The sequence below is a fragment of the Solibacillus sp. NPDC093137 genome (assembly GCF_050280445.1).
In the GTDB taxonomy this organism is placed as follows: domain Bacteria; phylum Bacillota; class Bacilli; order Bacillales_A; family Planococcaceae; genus Solibacillus; species Solibacillus isronensis_B.
Genome location: NZ_JBNNVH010000008.1, coordinates 72,017 through 91,860 on the forward strand (window position 1 = coordinate 72,017; position 19,844 = coordinate 91,860).

At 39.3% G+C, this 19,844-nt stretch carries 20 protein-coding genes; 4 read left to right on the top strand and 16 right to left on the bottom strand.

Annotated features, from left to right (window positions below):
* Window positions 1-114: 114 nt before the first annotated feature.
* From ACQKN3_RS18490 to ACQKN3_RS18530, 9 genes are all read right to left on the bottom strand, one after another.
* Window positions 115-834: a YebC/PmpR family DNA-binding transcriptional regulator gene (locus ACQKN3_RS18490; RefSeq protein ID WP_251691214.1), complete on the bottom strand. Its 720-nt coding sequence runs from the start codon at window positions 832-834 to the stop codon at window positions 115-117.
* A 157-nt stretch (window positions 835-991) separates the two neighbouring features.
* The gene (ypfJ, locus tag ACQKN3_RS18495; RefSeq protein ID WP_427713869.1) at window positions 992-1,855 is read right to left on the bottom strand and encodes a KPN_02809 family neutral zinc metallopeptidase; all 864 of its coding nucleotides are present in this window, start codon (window positions 1,853-1,855) and stop codon (window positions 992-994) included.
* Between the two features lie 147 nt (window positions 1,856-2,002).
* The gene (locus ACQKN3_RS18500; RefSeq protein ID WP_251691212.1) at window positions 2,003-2,461 is read right to left on the bottom strand and encodes a low molecular weight protein-tyrosine-phosphatase; all 459 of its coding nucleotides are present in this window, start codon (window positions 2,459-2,461) and stop codon (window positions 2,003-2,005) included.
* 53 nt (window positions 2,462-2,514) lie between these two features.
* Complete coding sequence (locus ACQKN3_RS18505) at window positions 2,515-3,117, bottom strand: lysophospholipid acyltransferase family protein (protein ID WP_251691210.1); 603 nt, start codon at window positions 3,115-3,117, stop codon at window positions 2,515-2,517.
* A gap of 66 nt (window positions 3,118-3,183) precedes the next feature.
* Entirely contained in the window at window positions 3,184-4,074 is an 891-nt protein-coding gene (locus ACQKN3_RS18510) for an NAD-dependent epimerase/dehydratase family protein (RefSeq protein ID WP_427713872.1), read from the bottom strand.
* A gap of 6 nt (window positions 4,075-4,080) precedes the next feature.
* A complete protein-coding gene (locus tag ACQKN3_RS18515; protein WP_427713875.1) occupies window positions 4,081-4,917 on the bottom strand; it encodes a putative RNA methyltransferase in 837 nt (278 codons plus the stop codon).
* Between the two features lie 100 nt (window positions 4,918-5,017).
* Complete coding sequence (locus tag ACQKN3_RS18520; protein ID WP_427713877.1) at window positions 5,018-5,896, bottom strand: polysaccharide deacetylase family protein; 879 nt, start codon at window positions 5,894-5,896, stop codon at window positions 5,018-5,020.
* Window positions 5,897-6,029: 133 nt separating this feature from the next.
* Window positions 6,030-6,698: a nuclease-related domain-containing protein gene (locus tag ACQKN3_RS18525; RefSeq protein ID WP_427713879.1), complete on the bottom strand. Its 669-nt coding sequence runs from the start codon at window positions 6,696-6,698 to the stop codon at window positions 6,030-6,032.
* A gap of 59 nt (window positions 6,699-6,757) precedes the next feature.
* Window positions 6,758-7,477: a YjjG family noncanonical pyrimidine nucleotidase gene (locus ACQKN3_RS18530; RefSeq protein ID WP_427713882.1), complete on the bottom strand. Its 720-nt coding sequence runs from the start codon at window positions 7,475-7,477 to the stop codon at window positions 6,758-6,760.
* Between the two features lie 132 nt (window positions 7,478-7,609).
* On the opposite strand from ACQKN3_RS18530, the gene ACQKN3_RS18535 reads away from it, so the two are divergent.
* Complete coding sequence (locus tag ACQKN3_RS18535; RefSeq protein ID WP_251691199.1) at window positions 7,610-8,380, top strand: TSUP family transporter; 771 nt, start codon at window positions 7,610-7,612, stop codon at window positions 8,378-8,380.
* A gap of 77 nt (window positions 8,381-8,457) precedes the next feature.
* Here the strand turns inward: ACQKN3_RS18535 and ACQKN3_RS18540 are convergent, their stop codons facing one another.
* The 4 genes from ACQKN3_RS18540 to ACQKN3_RS18555 form a co-directional block, all read right to left on the bottom strand.
* Window positions 8,458-8,928, bottom strand: a complete 471-nt coding sequence (locus tag ACQKN3_RS18540; RefSeq protein WP_427713884.1) for a DinB family protein — start codon at window positions 8,926-8,928, stop codon at window positions 8,458-8,460.
* An 84-nt stretch (window positions 8,929-9,012) separates the two neighbouring features.
* Window positions 9,013-9,519: a DNA-deoxyinosine glycosylase gene (locus tag ACQKN3_RS18545; protein WP_427713887.1), complete on the bottom strand. Its 507-nt coding sequence runs from the start codon at window positions 9,517-9,519 to the stop codon at window positions 9,013-9,015.
* Between the two features lie 75 nt (window positions 9,520-9,594).
* Complete coding sequence (locus ACQKN3_RS18550) at window positions 9,595-11,175, bottom strand: amidohydrolase (RefSeq protein WP_427713890.1); 1,581 nt, start codon at window positions 11,173-11,175, stop codon at window positions 9,595-9,597.
* Window positions 11,176-11,192: 17 nt separating this feature from the next.
* Complete coding sequence (locus ACQKN3_RS18555; protein ID WP_251691191.1) at window positions 11,193-11,699, bottom strand: fructose-2,6-bisphosphatase; 507 nt, start codon at window positions 11,697-11,699, stop codon at window positions 11,193-11,195.
* Window positions 11,700-12,298: 599 nt separating this feature from the next.
* On the opposite strand from ACQKN3_RS18555, the gene ACQKN3_RS18560 reads away from it, so the two are divergent.
* Window positions 12,299-14,041 (top strand): ABC transporter ATP-binding protein, encoded by a 1,743-nt coding sequence (locus ACQKN3_RS18560; protein WP_427713893.1) that lies wholly within the window; start codon window positions 12,299-12,301, stop codon window positions 14,039-14,041.
* Window positions 14,038-15,774, top strand: coding sequence for an ABC transporter ATP-binding protein (locus tag ACQKN3_RS18565; RefSeq protein ID WP_251691188.1), 1,737 nt, complete (start codon window positions 14,038-14,040; stop codon window positions 15,772-15,774). The genes ACQKN3_RS18560 and ACQKN3_RS18565 overlap by 4 nt, the downstream gene beginning before the upstream one ends.
* 47 nt (window positions 15,775-15,821) lie before the next feature.
* Here the strand turns inward: ACQKN3_RS18565 and ACQKN3_RS18570 are convergent, their stop codons facing one another.
* Window positions 15,822-18,023 carry an MMPL family transporter gene (locus ACQKN3_RS18570; RefSeq protein ID WP_251691186.1) on the bottom strand — a complete coding sequence of 734 codons (2,202 nt, stop codon included), beginning with the start codon at window positions 18,021-18,023 and terminating at the stop codon, window positions 15,822-15,824.
* A 177-nt stretch (window positions 18,024-18,200) separates the two neighbouring features.
* Here ACQKN3_RS18570 and ACQKN3_RS18575 point away from each other — a divergent pair, with 177 nt between their 5' ends.
* Entirely contained in the window at window positions 18,201-19,073 is an 873-nt protein-coding gene (locus ACQKN3_RS18575) for a MerR family transcriptional regulator (protein WP_251691184.1), read from the top strand.
* 133 nt (window positions 19,074-19,206) lie between these two features.
* Here ACQKN3_RS18575 and ACQKN3_RS18580 read toward each other — a convergent pair whose 3' ends face one another.
* Together ACQKN3_RS18580 and ACQKN3_RS18585 are read right to left on the bottom strand one after the other, a co-directional pair.
* Complete coding sequence (locus ACQKN3_RS18580; protein ID WP_251691182.1) at window positions 19,207-19,428, bottom strand: hypothetical protein; 222 nt, start codon at window positions 19,426-19,428, stop codon at window positions 19,207-19,209.
* A gap of 87 nt (window positions 19,429-19,515) precedes the next feature.
* Window positions 19,516-19,809 carry an RNA polymerase alpha subunit C-terminal domain-containing protein gene (locus tag ACQKN3_RS18585; RefSeq protein ID WP_427713899.1) on the bottom strand — a complete coding sequence of 98 codons (294 nt, stop codon included), beginning with the start codon at window positions 19,807-19,809 and terminating at the stop codon, window positions 19,516-19,518.
* Window positions 19,810-19,844 lie beyond the last annotated feature (35 nt).

The window sequence follows — 19,844 nt, forward strand, 5'->3', positions numbered from 1 at the left end:
TACTATATGTTATTAATGAATAATAAGAAAATAGAACTATCAATTTCCCGTTAGTTTCCAGAATTGATGAAAGCACAAAAAAAGCCCAAAGAATCATCTTTGGGCTTACATTTTTTATTCTCCTAAATCAGCATTGTGGTACACGCGTTGCACGTCTTCCAAATCTTCCAATGCATCAATCATTTTTTCGAATTTCACTAAATCATCACCAGTTAAAGCAACATCTGTCATTGGCAGCATCGTTAACTCTGCTACAGTAAATTCTTCAATGCCTGCACCCTTAAATGCTTCTTGTGTAGCATGGAATTGTTCCGGCTCAACATAAACGATAATTGTGCCTTCTTCATCCATAATGTCACGCATATCTAAATCCGCTTCCATTAAAATTTCAAGAATCTCATCTTCTGATTTATCTTCAATTCCGAATACAGCTGTATTTTGGAACATATGCGCCGCTGAACCAGATACGCCCATGTTACCGCCATTCTTACCGAATGCTGCACGTACTTCAGAAGCTGTACGGTTTACGTTGTTTGTTAATGCATCAACGATTACCATTGTACCAGCGACACCGAAACCTTCATAGCGTAACTCATCGAATTGCTCATCGCCGCCACCTTTTGCTTTGTCGATTGCTTTTTCAATAATATGTTTTGGTACAGAATAAGTTTTTGCACGTTCTAAAACCGTTTTCAGTGCACGGTTAGATTCCGGGTTTGGTTCACCTGATTTTGCTGCTACGTAAATTTCACGACCGAATTTAGCGTAAATACGGCTATTTGCTGCGTCTTTCCCAGCCTTTTTATCTTTAATGTTATTCCACTTACGACCCATTTTGTTCACTCTCTTTCATACTCTATTAGTAACGTTATTTAAAAACGAAAAAATATATTTAACTTATTTATTATACATAAACTTGAAATAATTTTAAATTACTCTGCATAAAAAAATGTTAAAACCTATAGCATTTTTTCTATGCTATAGGTCACGTTTATAATTGGGAAGCCTCTAAGCTAAATGTATCCCCGCCTTGAAGTGTACCGGCATTATAGCCTTTTTTGAACCAGCGCATCCGCTGCTCGCTTGTACCATGTGTAAAGCTTTCCGGGACAACATATCCTTGCGCTTCCATCTGTAATGTATCGTCGCCAATGGCATTTGCTGCCGTTAACGCCTCTTCAAAGTCGCCTTCTTCCAAATAGCCCTTGTCCTGAACATGGTGTGCCCATACACCTGAATAATAATCCGCCTGAAGTTCCAGACGTTTCACGGCTTCATTGTACTTGGCTTGTGATACTTTTCCGTTTAGCGCGTGTACTTGTTCGGATGTGCCCAATAATGTTTGGACATGGTGACCAACTTCATGTGCAACTACATAAGCCATCGCAAAATCACCCGGTGCATCAAACCGGTTTCTTAATTCTTTGTAGAAACTTAAGTCAATATATAGCTTATAATCTGCCGGACAGTAAAATGGTCCAACCGCAGCACTTTGCATCCCGCACCCAGAGCTTACACTATCCGTAAATAATACGAGCGTCGGGTTTTCGTAAGTCATCCCATTATCAGTAAACAATTGTTGCCATATATCTTCTGTATCCGCGAGTACTACAGAAACGAATTCCGCAAGTTCCTCTTCTTCAGCGGTCGGTTCATAGTTTTCAGAAGATGCACCGTTTTGTGTAATGCTCTTTGATACTTCCGAAACAACATCCCCTGCATCTCCGCCATTAAGTAATGTGAAAATAATGGCAATAATTATCCCGACTCCGCCAAGACCTCCGCCGATTTTCCCGGCACTCATCCCCCGACGATCTTCCACATTACTGCTTTTTCGTCTTCCTTTCACATCCATAGCTATTCCCTCCATATGAATCTTTACATACTTTGCCATATAATTACCCTTAACTGTGCTTCTTATAACAGACAGTAGAAAATAACATTAGTTAACCAACCAAAGAATAATAAAAAACGAAGCGGATGATGCCCACTTCGCTTTTCCTTATAAATCCGCTTCAATTTTTTCCATCAATGCCTCGCAGCCTTCTAAACATAGGTCGTACGTTTCCTGGAAATCTCCCGTATACCAAGGATCGGGAACATCTTTTTGATGTGTCGTCAAATCAAGGAAACGGAACACTTTTGCATCTGCTTCTGCACGCAGCATTTCAATCGTATTTTTCACGTTGCTTTCATCCATACAGACAATATAGTCAAAGCTGTCTAAATCGGAAGTGCGTAACTGTCTTGCAAGCATACCGGTTGTCATAATTCCGTATTCCTGTAATTTCGCCGTTGTCCCTTTATGCGGGGGTTCCCCAATATGGTAATTGCTCGTGCCTGCTGAGTCGACTGTAATTTTATCCGTTAAACCGCGTTTAGCGATTAAATCACGCATAACAGCTTCTGCCATAGGAGAACGGCAAATATTGCCCAAACATACGAATAGTACTTGCTTCATCTCTTTTCCACTCCTAATAAAGAAGCCGCACGAAAGTTTCCGCGCAGCTTCTGTTATTTTACTTCTGGGTGCATTTCTTTCAAATGCTCTGTTAATCGGTTCAGCTCATCTTCCAAAAATTGAACGGATTGTTCACGGCCTTCTTTTCCTGCGCCAACCGTAAATGGCTTACCGTAAATTAAATAGCCTTTTTGACGTTTGAATACACCTTTCGCATCTTTCGGACCGATATAAGCAGCCGGCAAAATTTCTGACTTCGCCAACTGGGCAATCGTCACTGCACCGGCTTTTAATTCCGAGTTTTCCGAGCTTCTCGTTCCACTCGGGAAGATTCCGACTACTTTTCCTTCTTTGATAAGCTGACGAGGGATTTTAATAACACTTGGTCCCGGATTGTCACGATCCACCGGGAATGCATTCAATCTCGTAATTAGCCAGCCTAACCCTTTTACATCAAACAGTTGTTTCTTAGCCATAAAATGTACTTCTTTTGGCAGCATCGATATCCCCAGGTTCAAAATATCGATATAGCCATTATGAGTACAGGCAACGACAAAGCCGCCTTCTTTCGGTATATTTTCTTTTCCATATACCTTTGCCTTGGACCCGTTAACCCCTAATATTCCATATACAACTCTTGCAATAAATTTATACACGTTTCATTCCTACCTTATCGTTAATCTCACTTCATTTTAATTGAAAGTACTACCTTCATTCAATGACTACTGTTTTGCCGTAGTTCCCGCAATTTGCTCGATTAATGGAGGCAGCCACTCTTCAAGCTGACTGAACGAAAATCCTAATTGCTCCGCCTTGTCAATTTTCATATACCATGTGGCTGGAATGGCGTATGGTGAACGGATTTCCTCTGTCCCAAGCAATGCTATTTTAGCACGTTCGCCTGACTTTTCTTCAATAAGAGAAATGAAGTCTTTTAAAGAAATGACCCCATTTGCTGTCGCATTAATCGGTCCTTCCACAACATGATCATTACCTGCCCACTGTAAAAAAAGGGCAGCTTCTGTTGCCTGAATGAAGGACATTTCTGCATCCATATTTAAAAATCCGATTGGTTCCTTATTAATTATGCGCTCAATATGGAAATGCAAACGGCGCGTATAATCATCTTCTCCCATGACGATTGGGAAACGAACTGCAACTACAGGAAACTCGGCAAATTTATAAAATACCGCCTCTGCCAGACGCTTTCCTTCACCGTACGTAAATTTATGTGTATCTCCCATGATGATGCCATATGAAGTCGGATCGAAATCTTCTTCAGAATGCGGCTTGCCATCTGCTTCATATACAGCTAATGTAGATGTGAAAACAAGCTTGCCGATTTTCCCATTGAACAGATCGCACAGCTGTTTTGCTTCGTTTGGCGAATAACAAATATTATCATAAACAATATCAAATGTACGGTTTTCCAATGCTTTCTCAAAAGCTGCCGTATCTTTTCGATCCACTTTAATATGCTCTACTGCATCGCCAAATGGATTTTCCGACATTCCGCGCGTGACAATTGTTACTTCATGCTTTTGCTCCAATAAAAGTTCCACTAATTTACGGCCAAAAAACCGGGTCCCGCCTAATACTAAGATTTTCTTCATCTACGATCACTCCATTCCAATTAATAGATCTAAATCAATTGTAATTTCCTGTAATTGAATACTTTCTTTATCGTCAATATGCCAGCCCATCGGTGTCATTTCAAGTAGATTTTGTACTAAATGGGATTCAAGCGGTACTGTATACGTAATTCTTTTTACTTCTGTATTTGCAAAGCTTGCTTTAAATCGCTCTACAGTTTGGGAATTTGTATAGCTTTCCTTTTCCGAATCTGCAAACGCCTGTTTACGCAGTTCTTTTAGGTAATTTTCCTGTGGCACGACTTTAATTACTTTACCGCCTCGCTTTAACAGACGTTTAAATTCATCGTAATTTGCTGGAGATAAGATATTTAAAATCGCATCAAAAGATTGCTCGTTGAACGGGCTATTCGCTAAATCACCGACACACCAAAGCTCTTCGGGATTATACTTTGCCGCTGCAATTATCCCTTCTTTTGAAATATCGATTCCTACACCAACTGGGCGATCAAGCTGTTGGCAAATACGATGTAAATGAGACCCCTCGCCACAACCTGTATCTAAAATTATCGGTTGATCTACAGTGATTTCCCGGGCAATTGCTGCTTGTAATCGATCATAGATACCTGCTTGAATGACAGTATGGCGAGAATCGAATAATTCTTTTCCATACATTGAGTGGACAGGACGGTTTAACATATAAACATAGCCTTGTTTTGCCACATCGAATGTATGATTTGATAGACAGCTCATTTTTCCTTCATTACTTATCTCTATTTCCTGTTTACAAATAGGACATGCAAAAAGTTGGCTATTGAATTGAAACTGCTGAATACTTAACGCTCGTTTTGATAATAGACCCATGATGGATCCTCCTTCATATGTGTTCGCTAGTATCGTACCATAAACTCATTCAAATAAAAAAAGGAAATAGTGGTCACTACTCCCTTCAAATACTTTCAATCTATAATAGTTGGCTCGTTGTCACAAATTCATAGCCTTCTTCTTTTAAATACAATATGACATCCTCTAATGCGTCTGCGGATTGCTGGTGAATATCATGCATCAAAATAATGCCATTGTCCTTTGCTTGTGCCTTTAAATTCGCCAATGTCTTTTTAGGTGTTTTATGCTGCCAATCAAGTGTATCGATATTCCACAGCACTGGCGTTAAATCAATCGACTCCCGTACTTTTTCATCCAATGCTCCAAACGGTGGACGATACATCGTAGGCGTCTTTCCTGTTGCATTACAAATTGCCTCGTTTGCCCGGTCAATTTCTGCCTGCATTTGTTGTACGTTTAGCTTCGTTAAATTTTTGTGGCTCCACGTATGATTGGCAATTTCATGACCGAAAGCATCCGCTTTTTTCACGACATCTGGATACTTTGCAGCATTTTGACCGATTACAAAAAATGTTGCTTTCACTTCATACTTTTGCAAGGTCATTAAAATTTGATTGGTCACATTTTTATGGGGACCGTCATCGAACGTGAGAGCAATTCTTTTATGACTGGCCTGCTGTTCTGCCTGTTTTTGCTGCTGGTCACTTTCTTGTACAACATCGGCCTCCTTATTATCCAATATATTTTCAACCTTTATGTATGTTGTACAATTTCTGCCCGGTGACCCTCCGTCATTCATATAATACGGCATCATTTTATTTAAGCTGCCGGACGACTTGTTTATATAATCATTGGAAGCGGACGGCTCATTATAAGTAGCACTTACCGTGACCGTTTTATTACTTGCATAAGTTGGCGGTGTATCGACCCATAGACGGAATCCGACAACTGTTAATATTCCACATAATATGCTGAGCACGGTTATTTTTTTGCCCATTCTACTACCCTCCTTTCCTCTTATATTTATTAGACGTATGAAGAGAGCAAAAAGTTGATAAAAATTTGGATTTTTTTATAAATTTTCCACATAAAAAAGCAAAGTAGAAAAAACTACTCTGCTCTCTTCCTTATTAATTTGTGGCTGTAACAGTTTTTGAACGTATTGTCGGATTTTTACCATGCATAAAGGTTTCTAATGTTGCGTACAAGTTTTCAATTTCTGTATCTGATAAACGTTTCCCTTCAATTGTTGTAGCCCATTTTTTTAATTCCGCAATTTTCAGCACTTCAACATTGGAAGATTGAATTTCAATCTGCTGGAATGAACAATCGTTCGCAAAAACTACCATTGTTTCAAAAAGCATACCATCTACTTCCGGCAACTGGTCTTTTAATGTATGGATTAAACGTTTTGTTTCATGGATTGGATTATTAAATACTTGTTTTTGATTTTTATGTAATAACTCAATCCATTCGATGCTCTGTTCCCGTCCGTTAATCCAGCCTGATTTCTTTTTCATATTCATTACATAAATCCCTGATTCATGAAGTAAAAGAGCATCAATTGTTTGAACTTCATTGTGAACAGGAAGCTGTAGATTCACCATTACTTTTTTTGTACCTTGAACATGCTCCAGTTCCTTTATAAGCTGATAGGATGTTCGGACACTTTTGTTCATAAGGACGTCAAAATACGAATAGCCGGTCAATTGATAAAATGTTGTATTGTCATGACTATATAATTTAAATATAAAGTAACCTATAATCGCAATTAGAACGACCAGTATAAATAGGGTCATTGCGCTCACTCCTTGCCTGCATCATCGCATTTCATTTTATATAACACTAAATACCTTCACTAAATTCCTAAAGGCTGTTGGGTGATGGCTTTATTACTGTTTATAACCGGTAAAAGCTGAGCCAGCTTTTGTATTTCATAAGTTGGGTGAATTGTTGATGGTACTGCATTCAACGGGTTAAGCCAGCATGTATCGATTCCGGCATTTGCACCGCCGATAATATCTGCACTGTAGGAATCCCCAATAATCATCGCCTTGTTCGGATCGAAATTCGGAATCCGTTCAAACACATAATCAAAAAATGGCTTCATCGGTTTTTGATAGCCAGTATTTTCCGAAACGAAAACTTGCTTAAAATAAGGTGCCAACCCTGTTACTTGGAGGCGTTTTATCTGTGTCTCCGCCAATCCATTCGATGTAATGTACAGTTCATAGTCAGGTGCCAATGTTCGAATCAGCTCCAGTGCACCTTCAACAAACACTTTACTTTCTGCTAAATAGCCACGGTATTCAGCGTCCAATACCCTGCCATCCACTTCAACGCCAAAATGCTTGAATGTCTTTCCGAATCGGGTTTCCATTAAAAAGTCACGAGTAATCAAACCTTCCTCAAGCGAGCGCCATAAACCGGTATTAATCTCTCGGTAAACAGCTTCGATTTGAGGTGTTAATGGTAGCTGATGTGCTTCAAATAATTTCGGCAAAGCTAATCTTTCTGCAGCTTTAAAATCCAGTAATGTATCATCTAAGTCAAACAATAAAAATTGATAATCCTTCATTTGTGTACTCCGTTTCCATTATACTAATATATTACCTTATCATAATCGAATCATAATTTTAACTATTTACACTACTCCTGATTTTCGATAGCATGAGTGTATTGCTCTATTTGAAGAAAGAAGGGTTCTTTTATGGGATTTGAGTTAGACCCACAACTAGTTATTATTTTAATTTGTTTTGGTTTTTTAGCAGCATTTATCGATTCTGTTGTGGGAGGCGGTGGCCTTATTTCACTGCCTGCATTAATGTTTGCAGGGCTAAGTCCCTCTGCAGCTGTTGCAACAAACAAACTCGCCGGGACAATGGGATCCTTAACGAGTACTATTACATTTTATCGGTCTGGAAAGCTGGATATTAAATCTGTCATGAAGTATTTCCCATGGGTTTTTATTAGCTCGATGATCGGGGCTTGGATTGTCCATTTACTTGATCCAAACTTATTGAAACCTTTAATGCTGATTATGCTGGCAGCTGTAGCTGTCTATACAATTTTCAAAAAAGATTGGGGCAGTATTTCGGCGGTCAAATCACTTTCAACGAAAAAGTATATTTTATTTTTCTTAGTGATTTCACTGATTGGTTTTTATGATGGATTTTTAGGCCCTGGTACTGGGTCATTCCTGATTTTTGCATTTCTGATGGTCGGCTATGATTTTTTAAAGGCAGCCGGTAATGCAAAACTCCTTAACTTTGGGAGTAATATCGGGGCGCTTTTAATGTTTATCTATTTAGGGCAGATTAATTATACATACGGTTTGATAATGGGGGCCGCTCAGATTGTCGGAGCGATTGTCGGTTCACGGTTTGCAATTAAGCGTGGAAGCGGCTATGTGCGTGTCCTTTTCATCATCGTCACAATTACATTACTTGCAAAAAATAGCTATGATTTCTTCCTGAAATGAATTTACTGGATGTCCAACGTATACTTGGGCATCTTTTTTCATTTAAAAAGCCCCAAAATATATTCGGGGCTGAGTTCTTATTGCATTTCTTTTGTAGGTCCCATTACTGGAGGCACTGCTAAGCCTGCTTGGCGAAGTAATACTGTCATTTGGCCAATATGATGTGTTTGGTGTGAGATTACTTTGCTGAGTAATTCACCGCGCTTCATCATTCCCCCAAAAGCAGGTACTTCTTCTAAAAGCTGTTCCTCTGTTAATGCTGCCGCTTCTTTTTTATACGCTTCGCGCACCATTTCATACTTCTCTGTAATTCCAGCCATTGTTTCTGGCTGTGGCATATCAGGACCTGGGCCCGGAATTTGCAATCCCGCAAAATGGCCGAATGCGCCTGCTACACTCACTAAATGCCATGATAACCATCCTAATGAATTGTGCTCATCTACGATGGCAATATGCATTTTGTCATCCGGAATAGCTTGCATTACTTTCAATGCACCCTTTGATGAAATCGCCCAATCTTTTACAAAATCTTCAGCTACACGATACATAAATTATTCCCCTTTACTACGATTTGTTTTTATCATACCGAATAAGATGGCATTGCGCTATCAATCAACCGTTAAGATTTTTGATTATGATAAAAAATCTAGCACGATGCTCCATATTTCTACTTTTTCATCAAAGGTTTTAATATTCTTCCCTGGAATCGGACTTGTTGATGGCATCTTTTTGTACGCTCGACCGTCCAATACTTCGAGACCTATATCTCTTTTAAAAACATCGAAGCTTTTCCCGCCATTAAATAGCACAAGCTGTATTTGCGGGTATTTTTTAAAAAGCTCTGAAAAGTTATTCGGTACCTCATTTTTTATTGTTGCATCAAGGCTGCCTTCGCGTTCACAGCTTTCAATTGAATCCCATAGCCCTATACGATGTTTACGAAGAAGTGCAATTCTTTCGTTATAGTCTTCCGGAATATCGGTTGCTAGAAGCTTTCCTATAATCGGCCAAAAATGATTCCGTCGGTTGCCGTAGTATTGCTGTTTTTCCAGTGACTGCTTTCCTGGCATTGAGCCAAGAATAAGCACTTTTGTTTTTCCATCCACAATCGGAGGTAATATATTTTGGATTAGCTCCATCACAACTCCCACCATTCTTTACAATTATTTTAATGATAAAAGAACCACATAAAAGTATGCGGTTCTTTCACTCTACTATTCATTTTTATATACAATTGTTCCATCAACAACGGTCAATAATGCATTCGCCTGTAGAATTTCTTCAGCGCTACAGTTCATTAAATCCGTATCGAGTATTGTAAAATCCGCATCATATCCTTTTCGGATATAGCCACGTTCGTCTTCTTTACAAATTGCCTCGGCACTTCCAACCGTGTACATTTTCACTGCCTCATAACGGGAAACTTTTTGCTCACGGTTATAACCTTCATGTGTATCTTTTGGCTTCTTTCGCTCGACTGCCGCATAGATTGTTTCAAATGGACTCATCGCTTCAATCGGCGCATCGGTACCTGCCGCACATATGAATCCCTCATCTATAAACGTTTTCCAAGCATAATGACGACCGGCACGGTTTTCACCAAGCTTCTCCGTTACCCATGGATAGTCTGATGTAACAAAGGCCGGCTGCAAATCCAATATAACCTGCAGCTTCTTCATTCGGGAAAGCTGTTCTTCTGATACGACGCAGCAATGGATCAGGCGATCACGCTTCCCGTCAGCTACAGGATATTTTTCTAGATACTGAAGCACCTGTTCCATTGCACCATCACCGATTATATGAATGGCTACCGCTTCATTATATTTTCGCGCTAACTGAATGAGTGCTTCCATTTGAGCATCCGTATGAATGAGCATCCCTTTATTATGTTCATCATTTGCATAGGGAGCCAATAGTGCTGCAGTAGATCCGCCTAATGACCCATCTGCGAAAATTTTCATCGCACCTGGTTCGATATATGGCTCATTAAATTGCGCATTATTCTTGATCATTTCCTCAAATACTGCATGATGACGTAATAAATTGACGCGGAAATGCTTCCGTTCACCAACAACGCGATGATAGGCAGTTAATGGATTCATATAATGACCATAATAACTCATTTCTTCAGTATGTCCGCCAGTTAAACCATAGGATTGCATATGTTCAATAGCCAGCTGCAAGGACTGCGCCAAGCTTTCAATATAGCTTTCCCCCTCTTGTTTGAATAGTGAAGATACTAGATTCGTTGCCTGTTCGTACAACAATCCGTTTAGCTCACCGTTTTCATGACGACCAATCTTTCCGCCTGCTGGATCTTCAGTATTTATTGTAACCCCCGCCAAATGGAGTGCAGATGAATTAACTAAAGCAACATGGTGACACACACGGTTAAGGAACAACGGGGTATTCGTGACAGCATCTAATTCTTCTTTTGTTGGAATACGGCCATCTGTAAATTGATTTTCATTCCAACCGTCCCCAATGAGCCACTGCCCATCCTGAAGTTGGTCTGCCGCATTTTTAACCAGCTGTACAAGCTCTACCCCACTTGTTGCTACTGTCAAATCAAGACGCATCAACTTTTCACCGTGTCCAATCATATGGAGATGACTATCTACAAAGCCAGGGTACATAACTGCGCCCTGCAAGTCGATAACTTCATCTGCATCTACTAGTAAATCGTCGAAAGCCCCTGTCTCCACGATTTTACCATCATGTACAAGCACTGCCTGCACGGTCGCACCTTCTTGTTCCATCGTATATATCGTGCCATTAGTCCATAGTTGCTTCATCTTCAGCTATCCCCCGTCTACATATCAAAATCTTGTCGTTTATATGGTAGTCCTATATTCATATGATCTAGCACTGGTTCATCCGATCCTTTATAAAGAAACGTTATATCCTGCAATTCAGGTAAGTTCTCAAAATAAGAACGCGCTAACGTTTCAACAAACATATTGGCACCTGCAGACCCTTGAATTGTATAAATATCATCACCTAAATTAAGCAATAAGCTTTTATCTTCGTTTTCCATCGTATAATCCAGCAGCTCTACATCATGTTCATTTACTTTTGAGTAAATAAACGGTACTAGTTCTTCTTCACCGCTATCATAATTTTCATCAAATGGAACGGTATTTTCAGCATTTTCATCTGATTTATATAATGTAATCTTTTCCTCTTTCACTTCAGAGCTACCCTGTGTCACATTATCTGAATTATTTCCCGGGACATTATTTACATCATCACTCGTCTCTTTTGTCCCGCATGCTGCGAGCACAAGCGTAAATAGCATGACTAGTAACAATTTCTTCATCGTTGCCTCACTCCTTTTGATGTATTACTTTCAAGATACAGAATTAACAAACAATTTTCAAACTTCCGGTGGCTTTTTTCTGTGGACCTTTTATACCGAAAAATGACTAGGCCTATTAAATTATAAGAAAACCAATAAATTACAACACTGAAAATAAAATGTTTTCAAAAAATATTGACAACAATAATTGCCTCCACTAATATTAAGGAACACTAAATAAATTAAAACGAGGAAAGGAGTTAAGGGATATGAACACATCAATTGTGAATGTACACATTTCAACAGCGACAATTTCATATTGCCCTAACCTGAACTTTTGTTTTAATTTTGCACGTACATGTAAATAAAAGGCACAGGTGTGGATTCCCCTGTGCCCTTTTTCGTTTTGACACCTTTTCGAAAAATCGGAATAGGTGTCTTTTTTGTTTACATTGTGCCGACGTTTAAATACGCCTTAAGAAATGTATCGTGCATTTTAGTGTAACAAAATTTTAGGAGGGCCTTATATGACTATCTTTTTGCAACGAAAACTATTAAAAATGGATCGATATGATGACGGGTAGCAACACGATCAACATTGAAGAAAGAGGGTATATGTAATGTTTAATGTATTTGTGAAATTAAAATGGTTTTTAAAAATGTATCGTAAGCAGTATACAATTGCGATTGTACTCCTTATGCTGGCGAGCTTTATCGAAGTTTTGCCTCCATGGATTTTAGGAGAAGCCATTGATGACATGACAAATGGAGATATGAATCAGATGCAGCTGATGAAGTATGTAGGCTTCGTTATTGGCGCTGCCATCGTGAGCTATGCTTTAAACTTCATATGGCAATATCAGTTATTTGGAGGTTCCATTACGCTTGACCGTATTTTGCGAAAAAAACTGATGCATCAATTTTTAAAGATGACCCCGACGTTTTATGAAAAAAACCGTACTGGTGACTTAATGGCCAAAGCTACAAACGATTTAAATGCAGTTACATTAACTGCCGGCTTCGGTATTATGACCCTCATTGATTCGACGGTTTATATGGCGCTGATTATTTTAGCAATGGGCTTTTTCATCTCTTGGAAGCTGACATTTTTTGCGATGCTCCCAATTCCAATCATGGCTATAATCATTCAATATTTAGGGAAAATTGTTCATGAACGCTATATGACAGCACAGGATGCATTCGGTGAGATGAATGACAATGTTCTGGAATCTGTTGCGGGAACTCGTGTAATCCGCGCATATGTTCAAGAAAAGAAGGATGAAGAACGCTTCTCGGAAATGAGCGAGAACATTTTTGCTAAAAACATGCGCGTCGCTTATATTAACGGACTCTTTATGCCAATTACGAAAATTGGAACTGGTATTTGTTATGTCATCGCATTAGGTTACGGTGCTGTTCTTGTTTCAAATTCTGAACTAACGGTCGGCCAGCTCGTTTCATTTAACGTATATTTAGGGTTGGCAATTTGGCCAATGTTTGCAATTGGCGAGCTTATTAACGTCATGCAGCAAGGAAGTGCTTCGCTAGACCGTGTACAGGATACATTGGAATATGAAGCGGATGTACAAAATCCTCCTTCACCAATGACGCATCATGTACCGAATTCTATCGGGTTTTCTGAGTTTACATTCCAGTACCCTCTATCTCAGGTGAAAAACTTGCAGCAAATTTCACTGAACCTGAAAAAAGGGCAAACTCTTGGTATTGTCGGGAAAACAGGTGCAGGTAAGACAACATTTATTCGTCAGCTGTTGCGAGAATATCCGTTAGGCAATGGGCAAATTGCCATTAATGATACGGACTTGGCACAAATGACAAAAGAACAAATATTGGACTGGATCGGCTATGTGCCACAGGACCATGTACTATTTTCCCGTACAATTCGTGAAAACATTTTATTCGGAAAAGAAAATGCTACGGACGGTGAAATCGAAGAAGCTATTCGACTGGCAGACTTTGAAAAGGATTTATCAAATTTACCGCTTGGCATTGAAACACTTGTCGGTGAAAAAGGCGTATCTTTATCAGGTGGCCAAAAACAACGTGTATCAATTGCACGTGCATTGATTAAAGATCCGGAAATTTTAATTTTGGACGATTCTTTATCTGCTGTCGATGCGAAAACAGAATCAAAAATTATTGAAAATATACAAACAGAGCGCGCTGGAAAAACGACGATCATTTCAACTCACCGCCTGTCAGGTATTCAGCACGCGGATGAAATTATCGTGCTGGATGATGGTTATATCGTTGAACGAGGTACACATGAAGAGCTCCTACGCTTAGGTGGTTGGTACAAAGAGCAATTTGACCGCCAGCAGCTTGAGGAGGTGGAGCAATGAGTACATCTAAACGACTGTACCTGTATGCTTTAAAATTTAAAAAACCGATTTTAATCGGGTTAGCTTTATTAACAATTGCGGTCGCAACTGATATTGCAGGACCGTTCATCGCAAAATATATTATCGACCATTACATGGAACCAGGGAATCTGCAAGTTGAACCAATCGCAATACTGCTGTCGATCTTCTTCTTGTTATCTGTGCTGACTGCTGTGTTCCGTTATTTAATGTTCATCTTTTTACAACGCGGTGCAAACTTTGTTATTCAGCAGTTACGAAAAGATGTATTCGGACATATTCAAAAGCTGCCAATTGAATACTTCGATAACTTGCCGGCCGGTAAAGTCGTTGCCCGTGTCACAAATGATACAGAGGCAATACGCAATCTGTATGTAACTGTACTTTCGCAATTTGCGAACAGCTTTATTACCATTGCAGGGGTATATATAGCTTTATTTATTTTAAATTGGAAAATGGCACTTTTCGCTCTATTACTCATTCCGATTGTTTATATTTGGATGATTTTATATCGAAAATTCGCTTCACAGTACAACCATATTATTCGAACAAAAATTGCGGATATTAATGCAATGATCAATGAATCAATTAATGGGATGACGATTATTCAGGCATTCCGCCGTGAAGAACAGATGAAGCAGGAATTCGACGAGATGAATGATGAACATTACAAATACAATCGTAAGCTTTTATTGCTGGACTCCGCGACATCACATAACCTTGTCAATATTTTACGTCTTGGAATGTTTGCCGTTTTCGTTTATTACTTCGGCACCCAATCCATGACATTACCTGAAGCTGTAACAGCCGGTACGCTATATGCGTTTGTTGATTATATTACGCGCCTGTTCAATCCGATTACGAACTTAGTCAACCAGTTCTCCCAGCTTGAACGATCTCTTGTAGCAGGGTCACGTGTATTTGAACTGCTCGATCAGCAAGGGGAATCTGTAAGTACAGAACGAATTGAACGTTATAAAGGGAATGTTGTGTTCGATCATGTATCATTCGCCTATAAAAATGATGAATATGTATTGAAAAATATTCACTTTGAAGCAAAAGAAGGCGAAACAATTGCACTTGTCGGCCATACAGGATCGGGGAAAAGTTCGATTATGAATTTACTATTCCGCTTCTATGATCCGCAAAAAGGCCGTATTATCATTGACGGGAAAGATATTACGAAGCTTCCGCGCCAAGCGATTCGTGAGCATATGGGAATCGTATTGCAGGATCCGTATTTGTTCACTGGAACGATTGCTTCGAATGTTAGCCTCAATGATAAGCGAATTTCAAGAGAAACCGTTGAAAAAGCGCTTGAAGCAGTCGGAGGCGAACGTGTTTTATCAAAATTCGAAAAAGGAATTGATGAGCCTGTAATCGAAAAAGGAAGTACCCTTTCATCCGGTCAGCGCCAGTTAATTTCGTTTGCGCGTGCGCTTGCATTTGATCCGGCTATCCTTATTTTGGATGAGGCGACATCAAATATTGACTCGGAAACAGAGGAAATTATCCAACATGCAATGGATGTACTGAAAAAAGGTCGTACAACGTTTATTATTGCCCACCGACTTTCCACTATTAAAAATGCAGATAAAATTTTAGTATTGGATCGTGGTGAAATTGTTGAACAAGGCAGCCATGATGAACTTGTTGCACTTGGCGGCAAGTATGAACTCATGTATCGCCTGCAATCCGGTTCATTAACTTCTTAAAAAAAGAAGCGTATAGCCCCTTTCATCAAGGAGCTATACGCTTTTTGCTATTCTTTAAGCTTTTTGTTCGGCCAGTATGACCATTTACCAAACACCGTAATTAGAGCCGGTACGAGTAATGGACGTACGACAAATGTATCAAGCAGTACCCCTACCGCTGTTACGATACCGAATTGTACTAATAGCTGGATTGGTAATGTCGCTAATACAAGGAATGTACCTGCTAAAATGAGTCCAGCAGATGTAATAACCGCACCTGTTGAAGCAATACCATTTGAAATGGCCTGCTTATGCGCAATACCACGCTTACGGTTTTTCCATATATCAGAAATCATGAAAATATTATAGTCGTTACCTAATGCGATAATAAATACAAAACTGTACAGTGGAATCGCACTAGCCATCGCTTCATGTCCTAAACCGTAATGGATAATCAACCAACCTGCACCTAAAGCAGAGAAGAAAGATATTACTACCGTTACCATTAATTGAATCGATGTGATTAAAGCACGTAAGTATGCTAATAATACGATGAAAATAATAATAATCATGACAGGTTGAATAATATTTTCATCGCCCGACTGAACGACTTTTGTATCTAGTTGAGAGCTCGTTTCGCCCCCGATCCAGAATTGGCCGTCTTCCAGATTGTTATCCGCAAGAATTCCTTTAACATCGTCCTTCATTTGTTCAACATCGTTCATCGCTTCATTCGAGTATGGATTTTTATCCAAATCAATTTCATAAAGTTGGATGTTGTTATTTGTTTCACCTGTACGCATTTCTTTTACGACACCGACATACGGGAGTCTTAACAGTTGTTCTGTAATATCCAGATCAGTATCTTCACTGTCTACTAACAACTGAACCGGTGCCAATTCACCTGGTGTAAAGTTTTCTTCAATGATTTTAAATCCTTCACGCGAAGGCATATCTTCAGGGAATGAGGAAATTAAATCGTAATTGTATTTAATATTTGTGGAAGTGAATGCTAAACCAATTAAAATTGCTCCTGCAACAATTATGACAAGCCATGGTTTCGAAGTAACAAATTCACCGACCGCGCGCATATAACGGTGATTAGGTTTACGTTGTTTATATGGTTTGTTTTTCTTTTCAGCATTTGCTTTTTCAGCTTCCTCTGTACGAGGAACAAACGGCCAAAACGCTGCGCGTCCTAAAATACCAAGAACAGCCGGAAGTAATGTTACTACTGCAAAACCTGTAATTAATACACCAAAGCTGAACGGAACAGCAAAACGCTGGAATGCGCCGTAATCCGCCAATGCCAATGTCGCTAAACCGATTACTACTGTTAAGCCACTCATTACAATTGCGCCTGTTGATTCACGAACAGCCGATGCCAATGCTGTAAATTTATTATCTTCGGTCAGCAGTATATCTCGGTAACGTGTAATTAAGAATAAACAATAGTCCGTACCTGCACCAAACAATAATACAATCATAATTGCTACCGCTTGTGCATCTTTAGCGATCCATCCGTTTTCAGCCATCACGCCCAATAATGGACTTACAACTAAATACGCTACCCCTACAACAATTAACGGGATAATCGCTAAAATTGGTGAACGGTAAATGACTAATAAGATGACTAAAATGATAATTACAGTGGCAACCATTAGTTGTACATCAGCTGCTTTGAAAAGATCTGTCGCATCAATCGAGATACCAACGGGTCCGGAGAATCGAGCATGAAGCCCTTCATCATCTAAATTAGTATCATATGGATTTTCGCCAAATTGATTTTCTGTACGTTCTTTAATAATCGCTAAATTTTCTTTTAGAACATCTGAATTTTTTTCTGTTGAGAAGAAAACAGGTGTGACAAGTGCTGCACCGTTCTCAGAAAGTGACCCCATCAATGCTTGAACGGGAAGGTCATGGAATGGCGGGATTGTTTCCTGCCCATCTAACGGTTCATCCGCCAGTTGCTTGTATAACCCTTTAATATTTGTCAAATCTTCTTCTGTAAGACCTGATTCGTTATACCAAGTAATTAATAGCGGAATCCCACTATCAGAAGAAAACTCTTCCTCCATAATTTTTCCCGCTTGAATTGATGTATAAGTATCAGGGATTTCATCGCCCACAAAGTTTTCAACACTATTAATTTGCGGGAAGATAAGTGCAAATAAAACAGCAAACATAATCCATAAAGCCAAAACGATCCAACGTGTTTTCTTACCGCCCATTACACTTCCCCATTTTTCCAATGGATGTTTAGACATCACATAACCTCCTCTTATTTTCCTCTTCCAAATATTACAAAGTAATTATGCTTTTTAATAATACCCCTTACTCCATATTATACAAACATTGTACAGCATACGAAAAACATTTGACAAGTACTTTCTTTTTCGGTTGAATAGAGTTTAACAAGGATTCCTTTTAGGAGGTGGTAAAATATGACTAAAAAAACTTACTCGATACAACAAGTATCCAACTTAACGAATCTTTCTAAACAACTGATCCGAAAATGGGAAGATCGTTATCAAATCATTCAACCTGATAGATTAGACAATGGATACCGCGTATATACGGAAGATGAAGTTCAAACGTTAATGCAGCTGAAACAATATATAAATAGCGGTATGACGATTAAACAAGCGGTAGATCACTATATCAAAAATAAGGATGTACCAGAAGCTGATCCTGTATCGTTTTTCCACAAGGCACTAATTCAAGCCGGCACCGAAGCAAACGAGCATGAAATTCTGCATTTACTCGAACAGGCTCACCATAAATTCGGTGTAGAGAAGCTGATACGGGACATTGTCGTTCCCTTCCTTCATGAAGTTGGACAGCTTTGGTGCGAAAAAGCATGGGGTGAATACCAAGAAGCAATAAGCAGTCAAACAGTGCGTGACTTTTTAAGCCACCTTCGTCGACATTTTTATGTTCCGGACGATGCGCCACTAGCATTAGGGAGCTGTCTACCTGGAGAGAGACATGAAATTCCAATGCAAATTCTGCTTATCCAATGTATGTTGCGGGGTTACCGCACACTAATGCTCGGCCCTTCACCGGCTCCAACAGCAATTCAATCCGCTATCGCATTAAAGAAGCCTGCCATTGTACTGCTGACAGGATCTACCGAGATTGCTTACAATGAATTTGCCCAGTCCATTCATACACTTGAAAAATTGGCACAAGTTCACGAGCATATTTCTTTTTATATTGGTGGCGCAGGAACAGAACTTTTTTATGAACAGTTCCAGTTAAAAGCATTAAAATTAGCAAGAACAATTGATGATATCCTTCCTCCTGCCAACCTTTAGCAATGTTCCATACCAAGCTCGCTGTATTTCTGTTTACAGCGAGCTTTTTGCTCACTTTTCCGAAAAGAAAAATTGACCACTTTGCCTGATTTGCAAAATGGTCAATCCTTTTGTAATTACTATTATTTAAAATTTATGCGTCTTTCGTTTCGTCCGGCTGGTTTTTACGCTCACTACCGGAAGTAGTCTTCGTGTTCGCACGATATTTCTCATCTTTTACTTGGTCATTCAATTCTTCCATCGGAATTGGATCCACAAATTTCATTTCCTCATCTATATCGAAAATGCTTTCCTTTTCGGTATTCAATAAATCCGGATTGTCGAGCTTTTTATGCTTTATTTTATCGTCTTTCATTTATAAAAGCCTCCTTTTCGAATAGTCTCTTATCTATTACCCGAAAATAGAGATGATTACACTTTTAGTTTTAAGCAAAACCCTTTTTTAACTTTTAAAATTTACGTTTTTCTCGGCCATCGCATGTTTTAATGTAGGCAAGGAAGAAGGTCCAATCCCATGCAATTGTAAAATTTCTTTTTCCGTATATTCAGCAAGGTGCTCCAACTCTGTAATGCCTGCGTTTATTAATGCATTACGCGCAGGTGAGGATAAACGAGATAAGAATCCTTCTGATGGTTTATTCGCCTGCTCACATTTAGGGCAAGTTCCACAATCTGTACTTTTATAATACCGGTGACCCATTGGACAAATACGCAATGTCCGTTCCCTTTCCACCATTCACATCAACTCCTGTTTCAGTTAAATTCTTATCT